This is a genomic window from Bacillus sp. FSL R5-0447 (assembly GCF_038606125.1).
GTDB lineage: Bacteria > Bacillota > Bacilli > Bacillales > Bacillaceae > Bacillus > Bacillus velezensis.
This window is the reverse complement of the sequence record NZ_CP152012.1, coordinates 1538563-1555652: the sequence shown is the minus strand read 5'-3', so window position 1 is coordinate 1555652 and position 17090 is coordinate 1538563. Positions and strand designations below refer to the sequence as shown.

Annotated in this window: 2 protein-coding genes; both read right to left on the bottom strand. The window is 43.7% G+C overall.

Features of this window, described 5'->3' with window-relative positions:
* Positions 1-47: 47 nt before the first annotated feature.
* Complete coding sequence (locus tag NYE68_RS08090) at positions 48-4820, bottom strand: type I polyketide synthase (protein ID WP_324635879.1); 4773 nt, start codon at positions 4818-4820, stop codon at positions 48-50.
* Entirely contained in the window at positions 4820-17080 is a 12261-nt protein-coding gene (locus tag NYE68_RS08085; protein ID WP_324635880.1) for an SDR family NAD(P)-dependent oxidoreductase, read from the bottom strand. Before NYE68_RS08085 ends, NYE68_RS08090 begins: the two co-directional genes overlap by 1 nt.
* Positions 17081-17090 lie beyond the last annotated feature (10 nt).

Genomic DNA, 17090 nt, shown 5'->3' with positions numbered 1-17090 from the left:
AAAAATCTTCATCCCCTTTACAAATGGCACTGCCGCAAAATGATAAACTAATCCTGCATACGTTCCAGCGCATAATCTGCTTCCTCCGCAGTCAGTTCGCCCGCTTTTAATTGTCTGAGGAGCTCTTTTACTCTCTCGTTCTTTCCATTGGAATCCGCTGTTGCACGAGTCTGTGCCTCCGCGGAAAACGTTTCTTTTTTACGAATGGTTACATCCTTCAAACCTGCAAGTCTTTCTCCTTGTTCATTAAGCAGCTGAATATCGTAAATAAGCTCGGATTGACCTTTTTGGCCTGTTTTACGCGCATGAGCCCAGCATTCTGCTGAAACTTTTTTCCGAATCGTAATCTCTCCTATTGAAAAAGGAACATAAACAGATGCCTCTTCTCTTCCGTCCGTAATGCCGAACAAAGATTGCAGAGCCCCATCAATTAAAGACGGATGCAATGTATAATGTTCAAGAGCATATGCGGCTTCTTTTGGCAGCAATAAGTGTGCAACCGCTTCTGTTTTTCCGACCCATAAACGTTGAATCGGCTGAAAAGCGCGCCCATACAGGAACCCGTTTTCCCGAAAATACTCGTAACATTCATCTTGTTCACGGACAAAAGCACTTCTGTTTATCATCTCTTGTCTGTCGATGTTCTCTATATCATTATCACTGTAATGATGATCATAATCTAATTCCCCCGTCACAAATCCAGTCCTTACAGCAGCATCCTCATCAGGTGAGATGTTAAATAATATGCTGCCGTCTTTTACGGAAATGTGAGTGTAAATGGTCAGGCTCTCTTGCAAAAGCATGGCCGGTCTGGCAAATATCACGTTTTTTAAACGAGTGACCTTTTTCTTTCGATATGACCGCGTTCCCGCTGCGCATGCCATTTCAAGAAAAGCAGCTGCCGGGAGAATGCTCTTGTTTTTTACGATGTGGTCTTTTAACCAAATCTCTTTTTCTCTTAATGTCGTTTTAAAAAACTGCTGTTCCAGAGTAGATTCATTCGAATCCAGAAGCGGGTGCAGTGAAGACTGCCGCGGCAATATTTCCGGAAATGTTGCACTTTGGTTTCGAGGCACCCAGTAAGACTCCTCAGCAAATGGATATAAAGGAAGCTTGACCTTTTGCGGGGTATATTCTTCATATAACTCTCTCCATTGAATATCAGCCCCGAAAGACCATAATTTTGCAAGAAGATTCAAGTCCTTTGTCTCCATCATCACCTCGAGGAATTTATCTTTCATCTTTTGATCATGAAAGATAAAGACTTTATCAAAATCTTTCGTAACATTCCCTTTGTATACGCCCTCCCCAATTGTTCCTTCAGTACAGAAAGTTCTCAGTTTCTCCTTTAGTTCCGGCAAATCGGAAGCTACAACAGCAAGTCTGTCTTCCATCGGTTCCCTGCATGTCTGCAATGTAAAAGCGATATCAGCTGCCGAGACCTTTGTCTCCCGCTCTGTGAATTGCAGAAGGCGCCGGGCGTATTCTTTCAGCCTGTCTTCATTTTTGGCAGAGAGAACTGCGGCAAACGGACCGCTTATTGTTTGTGTGTCCGCATGGTTTTGATATTCTTCCACAATGACATGGGCATTTGCTCCGCCCGCTCCGAACGAACTGATTGCTGCTCTCCTGTTGGAGGCGCCTGATTCTTTCCGCCACTCTTCTTCTTTCTGCTGAACGTAAAAAGGCGTCTTTTCAAATCGGATATTTTGGTTCAGCTGTTCCGAGTGAATGGATGGCGCCAATTTCTGATGCTTAAATTGTAAAAGAACTTTTGTAAGGGCTGCTATTCCTGCAGCAGACTCCAAATGTCCGATGTTAGACTTCACTGAGCCTATTGCACAAAATTGTTTATCGTCCGTAAATTTCTCAAACGCTTTTGTCAATCCTGCGATCTCAATCGGATCTCCGAGCGAGGTACCCGTTCCGTGTGCTTCCAAGTAGCTGACGGAACGCGGACTGATGCCCGATTTCTTGAAATTTTCAGCAATCAGCTCAGCTTGTGCATTCGGATTCGGAACCGTAAATCCATTGGTTTTTCCGCCATGATTTACAGATGTTCCTTTAATTACTCCGTATATATGATCCTGATCAGCAATTGCTTTTTCCAAAGGTTTCAAAAGGACGGCGCCCGAACCTTCTCCCGGGACATAGCCGTCTCCGCCCTCTCCGAAACTTCTGCACAATCCTTCGGTGGAAACAAAATTACCTTGACTCAGCCAAAGGTATTTGCTGGGATGTATGGACACATTAACGCCGCCCGCAAGCGCAATTTCACTTTCCCCTCTTTTAATGCTCTCACATGCCAAGTGAATGGCCGTCAGCGATGATGAACACATCGTATCCAGTGCAATGCTCGGACCAGAGAGATTAAAAAAGTATGAAACCCTGTTCGCAATAGATGAAAAGAAGGAACTGAGCGCAATCGGATTGCCCCGCGCAGTTTCTTCTGCGCCGAATAATTGATATTGTCCGTACATGGCTCCGACAAACACACCGGCTTTCATACCGTCAAGCTTCTCTTTTGTATATCCAGAATCTTCAAACGTATGCCAGGAGGTTTCGAGAAAAATTCGCTCCTGAGGGTCCATCAGCTCAGCTTCTTTATGAGAAATGTGGAAAAACAGCGGATCGAATTGATCAACACCGCTGATAAAACCGCCCCACTTACTGTTGATTTTTCCCTTCTCCATTTTGTCAGGACTGTAATTCGATCTGAAATCCCAACGTTCCTCGGGGATTTCAATAATACAGTTTTTCCCTCCGGCAATGTTTTCCCAGAACTCCTCAAGAGTATCCGAATTCGGATATCTTCCGCTCACACCGATAATGGCAATATCCTCACCCGGCTGAACCATGCTCGGTGCAGATGCAACCCTCTGCTGCCGGTGCTGTTTTTTACTCAGATTTTCTCTTTTCTTCGGCACTCTTGTTACCGGAGCTGCCCCTGCGGCCTTAAGCACTTTTTCTTTAAAAGATGTTAGGAAGAAGTTTGAAAGCTCTTCAATGTTCTGATATTCAAAAAAGATTGTTTTGGGAAGATCCCCGAAAGTATCTTCAAGCTTTGAAATAAGTGACATGATCATAAGTGAATTGATTCCGAATTTCTCAAAAGAGTCTTTCGCATTTATTTTATGAGCTTGGATTTTCAAGACACCGCTGATGATCTTGATTAAATAGTCATTTACTTTTTCTTTCGCAGCATGTTCCTCTTCTTCATCGTGTTCCGCCGTGAGTGTATCTTGATCTGCTGCAGCTGTATTTCTTTGAATCGAAAGCGCTTTTATCATTTTATCCCGCTTTCCTTCTGCAGGCATTAAGCTGGTAAATGAAGACCGCAGCATTTTCAGAAACGCTTCCAAAACAGAGGAAGTTCGCATCGGAGTCATTCCGTATTTTTCTTTTATTTGGTTGATTCCACTGCTGTCGAGACTCATCCCGCCATCTTTCAATAACGGCCAATTGATTGAAAGGGTTTTTCCGTTTCGGGAGAGCTGAGATCGAAGCACTGCAAAACTGTCCATAAAATGATTTGCGTACGCATAGTCACTTTGGCCGGCATTTCCATAAGCGGAAAAAGAAGAAAAGAGAACAAAAAAATCAAGATCTTCGTCTTTTGTCAGCTCATCCAGCCAGATTGTCCCGTAAACTTTCGGTTTCAGTACGTCCGTAAAATCACTGAGACTTTTATTTACAAGAAATGAGTCACGAAGGATGCCGGCAGCATGAATGATCCCGTTTATGCTGCCGTACCGCTGTTTAACGCCGAAAATGAATCGCTCTGCCTCTGTTCGATCTGTGATGTCCGTCCGCTGATATTCAACAATAGAGCCGCTCTCATTAAGCTTACTGATCCGTTCTTTTTGATCAGCGGTTAAAACAGAACGGCCTGTAAGTATAATCACGGCTTGGTTTTCATTAGCGATGTGTTCCGCAAACAGCAGCCCGAGTTTTCCGGCTCCTCCGGTAATGATATATATGCCGCCTTTTTGATACGTTACAGATCCGTGATCGTGTTCCGGAATATCAATAGGCCGCAGCCCTTTCACATAACGAGTATGTGAGTCTATTAAAATCTCACATTCATCCGTTTGAAAGCGCTGTATTTCACTGATTGCAGCATCCCACATCTCGGAAACCGGAGGATTTTTGTCAGAATCCTCATGGCGTATCTGTATGGTTTTCGCTTTAAGCTTAGAGCTTTCCATGTTTACCGTTTTCATGAACCCTCCGACAGCTTCATGAAACGGCTGATTCGGACCGCTTGTCCAATAAATATGCAATAACGTAACAGGTTCGTTTCTCCGCATTATAGCTTTTGATAATAAAAAGAGCGAGTTGATCCCTCTGCGAAGAGTTTCATTAACGGATTTTTCAGTGAATTCTCTGATTTCTCCGTTCCATAAATAAAGCACGACATCAGGTGTAAATCCGTTTTCAGCCAAATCAGACAGCAGCATTTCGACATGATTTTCATCAGAAGGATTGATTGTGCATCTATTCCGTTCAATTCTATAATCAGAATCTGGCGTAACGAGAATGACACGGTTATGATCTCCAATCATCATCTCGGCATGCTGAAAAAGACGGTTATCCTGATCAAAAATCAGCATATTCCCCGGTGCCTGCTGATTCGGCATATCAATGTTATTTGTTCTTACCCAATCGTTCTTAAAGAAAATGGTTGGGGACGGAGCTTGTGATTCCGGCTCCGCCTTTTTTTCCATTTGTTCTTTTCTGTAAGTGCGAATTAGCTCCAGTCCTGCATCAGGAGACATTTGCTGTTCTTCAATTAAGGAAAGTATTTGTTTGATCTGCACTATTTTCCCTCCAGCAGCTGATAAACTTGGTCAGCAGAAAGTTCACCGTTTTTCAATTGTTCTAATAAGAAGAGAATTTCCTGATCTTCATTTTTACGTCCTGCGGTTAATTCTCCCCCGGTCACTTTTCTGACAGAAAAGTCTTTCATGCTCACGGCTATTTCGCCGCTCTCGTTAATAAAATCAATGTTATACGTATAAAAACCGGTTTCTCTCACCGAGACATGGCATCGGGCAGTAAGCGCCCTCTTAATGTGAAGCTCTCTAAGTGAATATGGAACAAATAAGCCGTCTTTCTCATTATCTCTTAACAAAAATGCCGCCGCTTGAAAACCGCCGTCAATTAATGAAGGATGAAGTGTAAAATGTGAAAACCCGTTCGCTAAATGAGCCGGAAGCTCCAATTCTGCCATTAACTCCATATCACCGCGATATACGGCTTTCAACGTTTGAAAACTGCTATGATATGTCAGGCCCATACGACTGAAGCGGTGATAACACTCTTCCCGGCTTATGACAGCCTTACTGCTGCGTTTGAACTTATCAATATCGACATACTCAGCATTGTTGTTTATGTCCCCGAATACTGTTTCACTTTGTGTGCAGATTTGCTGCACGCCATCCGGACCCTCTTTACATATCGTTACGTTCAACTTATCTTGTTTCATTTCCAAGTCGGTATAAATGTGCAGCGTTTTTCCTTTATATAATATAGGTCTGTTCCACATCACGTCTTTTATTTTATATACTTCACTTTCTCCGCTTATTTCCGCACAAACAAGAGCCATTTCAAGCGAAGCGGCTCCTGGCAGCACATAGTCTCCTGAAACAAGATGATCAGTGACGAAAAATTCAGTTCCGGAAATAACAGTTTTAAATGCTTGTTTCTTTAATGTTGAGACATTCTCGCTGATTAATGGGTGAAGACTTTTGCTATTAACCTTAACCTCGCTTTTGTTCTTTTTCGGGGTGAACCAATAACTCTCTTTTGCAAACGGATAAGTTGGCAGCGGCACTCTATTCAATTTCTTATTGCCGATTGTCTTCCATTCAAACTCGGCTCCATTGGCCCACCATTGTGCGAGCAGCTCCTCTTTTCCGCTATGAAGAGCCTCCTCAATCATATATTCAGAAACAGCTGTGGGCTCTTCAGTGTTTTCGCTTATAAATACGCCTTTTTGCACCCTGCTGTCATCAAGAAAGCTGACGTATTTATCTCTCAGCTCAGTCAGACTCGCTGCACATACGGCAATTCTTTCGTTCATTGCTTCCCGGCCGTTTTGCAATGTAAATTCCATGTCACTGGCATTAACGGTCATCTCACCGGCAATCACGCGATCCAAGTACTGAACCATATGCCGGATATACTCAAGTAATTGATCTTTGTTTTTCGCAGATAAAACAAAAATATGTGTGTTACCGTTGTTTTCCGGCACTTCTTTTTGAGGTTCCCTATATTCCTCTAAAACAATATGCGCGTTCACACCGCCGAATCCGAATGAGCTGACACCCGCTCTCCTCGGCAGATCGTTGTTCTCTTTATCTTTTATCGGATTCCACTTTTGAGCGGTTTCTGTGATATAAAATGGCGTATTTTCCAGTTTGATGTATGGATTGAGTTCTGAAAAATGGGCGAGTCCCGGAAGTTTGCGATATTTAAATGCCAGTAACACTTTCATCACTCCGGCTATTCCGGCAGCGGTTTCGAGATGGCCGATGTTTGTTTTCACAGACCCGATTCCGCAGCATTTCTGTTTCGCAAAAGGAATGTCCCATTCTAGATATAACGTTTTAAATGCCTTTATGATGCTGTTTACTTCAATCGGATCGCCAAGACTTGTCCCTGTGCCATGCGCTTCTATATATCCCGCAGTGGCAGGGCTGACCCCCGCCTTCCGCCAAGCTTCGGTTAATAAGTCCGCCTGTGCGTTCGGATTCGGAGCAGTCAAAGAATTGGCGCGGCCGCCGTGATTTACAGCTGACCCTTTAATCAAACCATATATATGATCACCGTCTGCCTGTGCTTTGCTGAGCGGCTTAAGCAATACTGCAGCCGCCCCTTCACTTCTTACATAGCCGTCAGCGCTTTTATCGAACGTTTTGCACTTTCCGTCTTTGGAAAGCATACCTGCTTTATCAAAAGCTATAAACAGAGTAGGGCTTGTCATAATATGCACTCCGCCTGCAATCGCCATTTCAAAATCGCCTCTTTGAATCCCCTCAGCCGCACGATGGAGTGCAACTAACGAACTTGAACAGGCAGTGTCAATCGGTTCGCTCGGACCCGTCAGGTTCAGCTGGTAAGAAATACGATTTGCCAATATACAATGATTTAAACCGGTTGCGGTCTGCGCCTGAACAGAGACGCCATTTTCATTCAGACGTTCAGCATAATCCGTTGTGGCGACCCCTGCAAACACCGCGGTTTTCGTCCCTGCCAAATCAGACGGCTTATAGCCCGCATCTTCTATTGTTTTCCATACAGTCTCCATAAAAATTCTTTGCTGGGGATCCATTAATTCTGCTTCGGCGGGAGAAATCCCGAAAAACAACGGATCAAAACTGTCCGCGCCTTTGATAAATCCGCCTTTTTTTATTTTTGTTCTATTGACGTCCCTGATCGGATCGCCGTCAAACTCTTTCCAGTCCCAACGATCTTCAGGAATGTCTGTAATCATATCCCGCCCTTTTTCAATTCCTTCCCAAAAGTCTTCCAGCGAATCTGTTTGGGGGAAACGGCCGCTTATTCCCACTATTGCAACCGGTTCATTCATATGTCTTTCCTCTTGCCTGTTTTTGCTTTCAGGCTCAAGGGAATGTTCATAGGTTTCCGGCGGAGGCGTGCTGTACAATGTTTTTTCGTCAGCTGCAGAAAAAGATTCTGTCTCAGCAAAAAGAATTTCTCCGTATTGCTCGATTACATAATCAGTTATTTCAGCCAGTGAATTGCATTCAAAGAAAATGGACGGCAATAATTCCGTACCATATTGTTGATTGATTTCATTTCCGAGTCTGGTAAACGTAATCGAATCAAATCCGTACTCGCCGAATGAAGTCTCTTCTTCTATTTCCTTTCTGTCAATCTTCAAAATACTTGACATCATCTTTGCGATGCCCTCAATCAGATTTTCTCTCCGGTCTTTCGCCGCAGATTCATCTGAAGAAAAAGAACCGCAGAGATGAAGCTCCTCGGAATACTCACTCTTTAAAAACTCAAGAAGTTCATTAAAATCAGTAAGACCGAAAAAATCTGACGGCATCATTGATATTCCTAAAGTTTCGTTTAATTCGTTGCCCAGCATTGTAAACATAATTGAATCAAATCCGTATTCACTTATCGGCAGTTCAAAATCAAATTCCCGTTCTTCAATTTTTAATACGCCGGTGATGATGCGCGTCAAAGTGCTTTTTAAAGATTCAGTTATTGACAGCTCTTTCGGTTCGTGATTTTCGTCGGCGATTGCCGGATCACTTTTTCCGCTGTCAATCGTTATCATTCGTTCCAGCTTTAATTCATTACCGCTAAATACCATTATTTGATGTTCACACCCTGTCATTGCTTGATCAAATGCTGCAAGGCCTTCCCGTTTTCCCAGAGGCAGCATTCCGAAACGGTCATAAAGGAACTTCTCTGAATGAATATCAATTTGCATACCGCCTTCTTTCCATAAAGGCCAATTAATCGAGACTGTTTTTCCAGGTTTATTTTCCGCCGCTCTCATTTCCGCAAAATAATCCATAAACCGGTTTGCATAAGCATAATCAGTTTGTCCGGCATTCCCGATTATTGCGCTGATAGATGAAAACATAACAAAAAAGTCCAGAGGTTCTCTGTCTGTATACCGGTCAAGCCATATTGTTCCGTAAACCTTGCTGGCCAAAACTGAATCGAGATCCTCTTCACGCTTATTGATGAGTAATGAATCTTTTATCACACCGGCGCTGTGAATAATTCCTTTAACAGGACCTAATTTGTTTTTGACGAGTTGTATCAGTTTATTGACATTTTCCTTATCAGAAATATCGGTTCTTACATAAAAAACCTCTGATCCGTTTTTTTCGAGCTCTTTTACATTGCTTACGGCTTCCTCAGAAAGCTCTGACCTGCCGATAAGGACAAGTTTTATTCTCCCTTTTCGCACAAGATGTCTGGCGAAAATCAGTCCCAGACCGCCTGTTCCTCCTGTAATGAGGTAAACTCCCCCTTCTTTTACTTCCGTCTTTTCGGGGGGCTCGGCACTTTCAATTTCTGCAGAGTGCTTTACCTGCCTGATTCCATCTCTGTATCTGATTTCTGAAGTTTCATCGCTGATGATTGTTTCTTTCACAAGGTTTTTTAATTCAGGCAGACCGGCGTTCAGCTGTAACTGAATTTCGTCGCTGTGTATTTCAATATTTTTACCGGACAACATAGGATGTTCTAAATGAAGCGACCTAAAAAAGCCGCTGATTGCCATTTGATAAGGTAAGATTTGATTTTCCCTTGTGAAAAATACATGTGATATCAGGATTTTATGTCTTGGGATTGTTGCTAACAGAGCTTTCGTTACATTGAAAACCGGCAAAACAGCCTCTTCCAGCTTTTCACGAATGTTCTGCTCAATTCCCGTTTCAGGGCTCATCCCGATTAAAATGACGCGGTCAATTGTCACTTGTCTTTCTTTAAGAATCGCCAGCAATTTCTGATAGCCGTCAATTTTGACGCTGTTCAATTCAAAGGAATCAGCTTCTTTTTCTTGAAAACTGCCGCCATGGCGGACAAAGATCATGTTCAGGCCGATATCTTTATATGCCTGGCGGATCAGCGGTTCTGATATATCCCGACGGAGCGAAATCACAAGGCAGCTGTTTAAACCGCTGGCTTCAGGCTGGTGAAGCAGAGGGGCCCGCTTCCACATATCAGTGTAATACTTAACTGAATGCCGCTCATCCTGAGTCTGCGGTGCAGCCCTTAATGTCTTCAACGCTAAGTTTTTTATTTTAAGACTTACAGATCCGTTTTCATCCATAAATAGTATATGAAACCTTTTGACATCATCATGTTGTCTTTCATCGGCAGCTGTAATGTAAGCATAGCCGTTTGCCGAAGGTGCGTGAAGAATCTCCAGCTCACCTAATTCAAAAGGCAAATATGCGGTGTGATCGTCTTCCTGACCGGACGTAAACCCTGTTGTGGATTGAAAAATGCCATCCAATAAACACGGTTCCAGCAGCGTGCCGGATTTTTTATGAATGCTCTCAGGAAGTGATATTCGTGCAAGAACAGCATTTTCATGAATAAACAGCTGTTTTATTACCTGAAAACTGGTTCCATAGTCCAAACCGCTCTGCCGGAAGGTCCTATAACACTCAGCGCCGCTGATTAATCTTTTCTGTCCGGTTAACCAGCTGTCCAATTGAAAATGCTCTGTATGAGAGGCATCTTGATCTCCGCATGTGATAATGTTTCCTTGGCAGTGAACTGCCGCTTCAGGTTGCATATCGGTTTTCACCACAAATCTGCCGTCTTTTTGATTCGGCAGCAGATCTATCATTATCGTCTTTTCTTTTTCAACGGTTATCGGAACCGCCCATACAACCTGACTCAGTTTTATAACTGATTTTCCGTACAGCCTCTCTCCCGCTTCTCTGGCCGCTTCGATGATTGCCGCTCCGGGCAGAACCATATTCCCATGCACAACATGGTCTTTTACATAATATTCAGAATCTGAAAGCGTTTTATAAAATCGGCACTCACCTGCTGAAAAATCAAATAAAGGAGCTGTACCGGCTGCTGATGTTGTTTGCGCCTTATTTGACACCCACAGTCTGTTTTTTAAGAAAGGGTAAGTCGGCAGGGCAATTTTTGCCGGTTTTCTGCCGGTGCGGAAGTCATCCCAGCTTAAATTGCCTCCTGATACCCAGAATTCAGCCATTTCGGCTAATGTGGTGCTGCCGGATTTGAGCGGAAGATCCGATTGCCGCTGTCCGCGTTTATGATTCAGTTTTTTCCCTCTAAATATTTCGTGATCGTCAATTCCATTATAAAAGTGATTTAATTTCAACATGAGATCATCGATATTATTTGAAATGACAGCAAGCCTTTCCGGCATGGCTTCACGCCCTTCAAGAAGGGTATACGCAATATCAGAAAGGTGAAGCGGCTTGTTTGTTCCCGCTTGCTGTAAAAACTCGCCCTGCTTATGACGGGCCTTTTGAAGATATTCCTCCAGCTGTTTTGCTGATTCCCGTAAACTCAGTGAATGCTTGGCTGAGAGTACGATAAGTTCCTCACTTTCCTCACGCCTCGTATGACAGTCAGCAGCAGACTCATACTCTTCCACAAGGATATGAGCATTTGCCCCGCCCGCTCCGAAAGAACTTAATCCCGCGCGCCGCGGATATTTGCTGTCAGAATGTTTTTCATTCGCGGGTTTTATCCAGTCGGCGGTTTCCTGCTGAAGGCAAAAAGGTGTCTCTTCCAGATAAAGATCCGGATGCACCCGTTCAGCATGCAGTGTTGCGGCTATTTTTTTATACTTCATTTGTAAGATAATCTTTGTCAGGCCGGCAATACCCGCGGCCGCTTCCAGGTGGCCGATGTTAGATTTAATCGATCCGAGAGAGCAATATGAAACATCTTCGGTATAAGCTCTAAACGCCTTGGTTAGGCCTCGGACTTCAATCGGGTCACCCAGCGGCGTTCCCGTGCCGTGGGCTTCAATAAAGCTGACACTTCTGGCGCTCCAACCGGCCGCTTTAAGAGCTCCTTGAATTAAATCCGCCTGTGCGGCAGGATTAGGCACCGTATAGCCATTTGTCTTTCCGCCATGATTAATTGCCGTTCCTTTAATGACTGCGTACACAGTATCTTTATCACGTATGGCATCTTTAAGCGGTTTAAGAATAACGGCCCCTACACCTTCCCCGGGCACGAAACCGTCGCCGCCTTCTCCAAAACTTCTGCATTTTCCCGATTTTGAAAGCATTCCCATCTGACATCGGTATAAATAGTCAGAAGGATGAAGATACAAATTTACTCCTCCCGCAACCGCAACCGAGCACTCACCCTTTGTTAAACTTTGGCAAGCCATGTGAATTGCCGTTAAGGATGAAGAACAAGCCGTATCTACAGGGACACTGGGACCTGTAAAGTCAAATGTGTAAGACACTCTGTTCGCGAGAGACCATGGGAACGAATTTGGAAGTACATCGTTTTTGTCCGTCGGTATTCTTTCGCCGAGCAGCTTGTAAGAATTGGTCGTCACTCCCGCAAATACACCGACATGTTTTTCGGTCTGCTTTCTCAACCCTTCAATGGTATATCCCGAATCTTCAAATGCTTTCCACACGGTTTCGAGAAATATTCGTTCCTGAGGATCCATCGCTTCTGCTTCTCTCGGCGATATTTGGAAAAACAAAGAATCAAATGATTCAGCATTCTTTAAAAATCCGCCCCATTTGCAATAAATTTTCCCCTCATGCGCTTTAGCGGGGTCTGGATCATAGTAGGTCTCATAATTCCATCGTTCTTTCGGAATTTCTGTGATTGCGGTTCTCTCTTTTGATAGAAGCTCCCACAATTCTTCAATATTTTCAGCCCCGGGATAACGGCCGCTGATACCGATTACCGCTATCCCGTCAAGATGTTCTTTTTCCTCCGCCGCAGGTGCAGTGATGTTTTGTTCCGGCCTGGCGGGGGTAATGCTCTGAATCTGTTTTCCTTTTTCCTCCCGTGAAAATAAACGCCCCAGCCGATCCGGATATTCCTTTATAAGATGATCCGCTAAATCTCTGATTGTATGAAATTCAAATAAAAGCGTTTTCGAAATTGCTCCCAGTGACTGCTCCAGCTTTGTGTTGCATTGATGAATCATAACCGAATCCATTCCATATTCAGCCAGATGCACATCTTGATCGATCTCTTCCCGTTCTGCACCGACCTCAGAGGAGATGATATTGGTTAAAAACAAAACTGTCTGATCCAAAATATCGCCTTGAGCCAAAGGAATGGCACTGCCTGTCTCTGTTTCGTCCGTCAAAAATCTCTGCCGCATAAATTGTTCAAAGCGCTCATGATCACCGCAGACTGCAATATTATGCAGCTGACCCGAAGTTACAATCCGCGAAAACCATTGCGTTCCGTCTTCAGCAGGAAGTTCTTCGAGCCCGGAACCATGAAAAAGAGACGTCCGCCCTTGACCTGACAGGTTCGCCCCCATTCCGATGTCTTGCCATAAAGGCCAATTGATTGTCAGCGTGCGGCCGCTGCGCAGAGAATTTTGCCGTTTCTGTTCCCGATATTCGGCAAAATGATCTAAAAAGCCGTTTGCATATGCATAATCACACTGGCCTTCGTTCCCTGCAATAGAGACGACTGAAGAAAAAACGGCGAAAAAATCTAATTCCAGCGACTTCGTTGCATGATCAAGATTCAATGCACCATGAACTTTCGGAGCAATCACCTCTGAAAGTTCCTGCTTTGTTTTTCGAAAAAGCAGCGAGTCTCTGATAACTCCTGCACAATGAATGATGCCATGAAGACCTGCATGCTGAACGGTAATACCGTCAATCATTTTTTTTACCGCTTCTTTATCGGATATATTCGCCTGTATATAATAAACCTTTGCTTTAAAGCTGTTCAGGTATTCTAAATGTTTCTGCTTATCTCCGTTTAAAGCAGATCGCCCCGATAGAATAATGGTGGATCTTTCAGTTTTCGCGCAATATTCAGCGACTTTACTGCCAATCCCCCCGAATCCCCCTGTAATTAAATACACTTTATCTTTTTCAGGGTATTGAACGGTCTTTCTGTTTGTTTCTCTCTGCTTCACTAACATCCGTGCATATCTTACGCAGCCTCTGTACTTGATATAAAGATGCCGATCAGGCGCTGTATTTATTTCTTTATAAAGAATGTCAGCCTTCTCTGAAAATGAAACGGATGCAGAATCATGTTCAAAGCAAACCGTCTTACAATGCAGCTGCGGGTATTCTTGTTTTACCGAATTTAAAAAACCGTTCATACCTTCAAAATACGGCAATTTTTCTTTTTGATTCGCGCTGAATGTATAAATGAACGTTACTTTATTTATAAGGTTCTCGCTGATTAAAGCCTTAGTCAGATAAAACACGGAATAAATTCCTGATTCGAGTGTGTCTTCCAGTTCAGGCTGTTTTTCAGACCACGTATGCAAAATTGCATCGGGCGCTGCGCCTTTTTCCTTTAACAGACGAATGACACCTTGATAATCTTCGGGACGCTGCCTGTTGATCGTGAAAACACTGTCGCTTATCTGCTCTAAACGCTCACCGGGCATAATAAGATATGCGGACGTATTCTCTCTTTTTTTCAGCTCTTCAAAATAGTCTTTATTCCCGGAGAACAACAAAATAGTACAAGCTTGTCGGCTGCCCGCTTCATTCTCAATTGCGGTTTCTTTCCATACCGGCGTATAAAGTGCCTGATTCTTCTTTTCTGAAAAAGCCGCGTCTGATTTTACCGGCTGAGGGTTTAAAGAAAATTGAGAGCGCTCAAACGGATAAGGCGGAAGCGGGGCTTTTCTTTTATGATCATCACCTAGTTTCGCCCATTCAATCTCTTCTCCTGAAAGCCACATTTGCATAAATGAATGATATAGAGCCTCATCGGCTGGTTTGTCCGCTTCAAAAGCAGCCGCTTTGTTTAGTTTTGCTGATGGAGGGAGCGATCCGAATTGAAAAACTGAAAAATCAGAAATATTCACATCCGGCTCCGTTCCCTTTTCTTCCGTGTGAAGCGGCATATGGTCAGCTATCTCCTGAGACACGGCATCCATTTGATTGTATTCTGTCATCAACGGAAAACGAGTTTTATCATAAAAACCTGCCGGCTGCTCATTAATACAAGCAACAGCCTGTTTAATTCCGTCTTGCTTTTTCAATAAAATGCTCAGAAAAAGTTCTTTAGACAAGATTCCTTCATCCAGTAAATTTAATATTTCCAGAACATAATCATTATTAAAGAATCCATCATAATCTGTTAAATCCCATCTCTTATACAGTCTTCTCATAGAGGCAAGGATAGCCATGATCGCTGCTTCCTCATCAGCCGGCAATGCGTTTCTTTTATCCGCCGTGCGATTCACAATATAAGATAAAATCTCGATTTCCTGAGTCTTCCCCGCTTTATCCCACTCTTCTAAAAACCCTTTAAACGTATATTGGTGCTCAAGAAGCAGCCGTGTTTTCCCGTACAGGCGGTCTGCAAAATCAGCCGGGAAGCTCAGACCGTTCAGCAGCACCCTTACATATTCTTCATTTAATCGAACCGGCGGGTACGTTTTTGAAGTGTACGGATTGACAAATGGCATGGACGGCGGCTCACAGGATATGTGCGAAGGTTTTTCAGCGCCTGTGATGACAGAAATGGCCTTTTCAATTTTGATGATATCCGCTGCTGCAAGAGCGACGTAATATCCGTCTCCGGCGCCTGTAATGAGGCTTGGCTTAAAACCGGATGCCAGGATACTTTTTATGATTTCCGTATTGATAACTAAAGAATACAAGCGGATTTTCTCAGGCGTCCATTTTCTTTTAAATGAACTGTGCAATGTTGGTATACCCTTCAGCACCGGCCTTACGTTCTTTTCTAAATCAGGGAACACCCGTTTCAAAACGGCAAATTGTTTATAACTTTCCCATTTGAAGTCACCGATGGCAAGCGCCCATTCAGAATCTTGTTTCCTCCGAAAACTTAATCCCTCTTTAAGCTGATTTTTAAATTCCTCCTTGCTGCCTGCCAATAAACCAGCCCTGTAATCAAACGATGTCCTTGTTAAAAGGGTGCTGCTGATCACTTCATTTGATATTTTGCAAAATTCCTCAGAATCGTCAGCAAAGGTTCTCCAATGATGTATCATTTGTTTCATGCTTTCTTCACTTTTAGCGGAAAAAAGGAAGGGTACCCTTCCTTTTCTGTCAGATTCGTCTTTTGTATGTATAAATTCTTCGATGATGACGTGAGAGTTGACACCCCCAAAACCGAAGGAGCTGATTCCCGCCCTGAGCGGAGCCCCGTCTGCCGCCTTCCAATCACTTGAATCAAGCGCCGGCCTAAACGGTGTTTTTTCAAACTGTATAATTGGGTTTACCGTATGTACATTCAGGCTTTTCGGCACCCTCCGGTGTTTCATCATCATTAGAACTTTTATCAATCCGGCCATTCCCGCCGCTGCTTCTGTATGACCGATATTTGTTTTCACACTTCCGATCCTGCAATATTGAGTATCCTCAGTATATTGCCGATACGCTTTTGTCAATGCTTCTATTTCTATCGGATCGCCCAGAGATGTACCTGTGCCATGTGCTTCTACATAAGAAACCGTCGCAGCATCGACAGCAGCGTTGTGTAAAGCTTCTGAGATGACCCGGCACTGCGCTTCTGCTCTGGGAGCGGTTATGGAACGGGTTTTACCGCCATGATTAACAGCTGTCCCTTTTATGATCCCGTATATATGGTGACCGGCTTTTACTGCATCACCAAGGCGCTGCAGCAATACAACGCCTGCCCCTTCTCCGGGAACGTACCCGTTCGCCGCTGCGTCAAAAGTTTTACATTTGCCGTCAGGACTCAGCATTCTGGCTTTAGAAAAAGAAATATATTTTCCGGGTTGGAAATTCAAGTTTACTCCCGATGCGATTGCATAATCGCTTTCTTTTGTCCGCAATGACTTAACCGCTTCATGTAAAGCAACAAGCGATGATGCACAAGCGGCATTTACAGACATGCTTTTTCCGGTCAAACCGAATGTGTATGAAAGCCGGTTGGAAAGCATAGCTTCGAAACTTCCTAAACAGGCATAACTGTCGATTTCCGATTCAGCATGACCTGTCTGCCGGTAGTCAGAATTCATAATACCCGCAAAAACAGAAGTGGTTTTACGCTGGAGATCCTGCAAAGAAACCCCGGAATCTTCGATGCACCGCCAAGTTTCTTCTAAAAGGATTCTTTGCTCAGGATCCATGTTTTTCGCTTCCCGGGGAGAGATATTAAAAAACTTATGGTCGAAATGGTCAGCTTTATGAATAAAACCTCCCCACTTGCTGATTGTTTTGTTCGGTATACTGATATCAGCTGAATAATAAAGATCGGGATCCCACCGTTCAATCGGCACTTCCCGGATGGAATCTTTGCCGCTATTTATGTTTTCCCAGAATTCATGATAATGATCTGCATCGGGGAATCTGCAAGCAACCCCGATTATCGCGATATCCGCACTCTGTTTATTCAAATGAACCATTGGCCTCCAC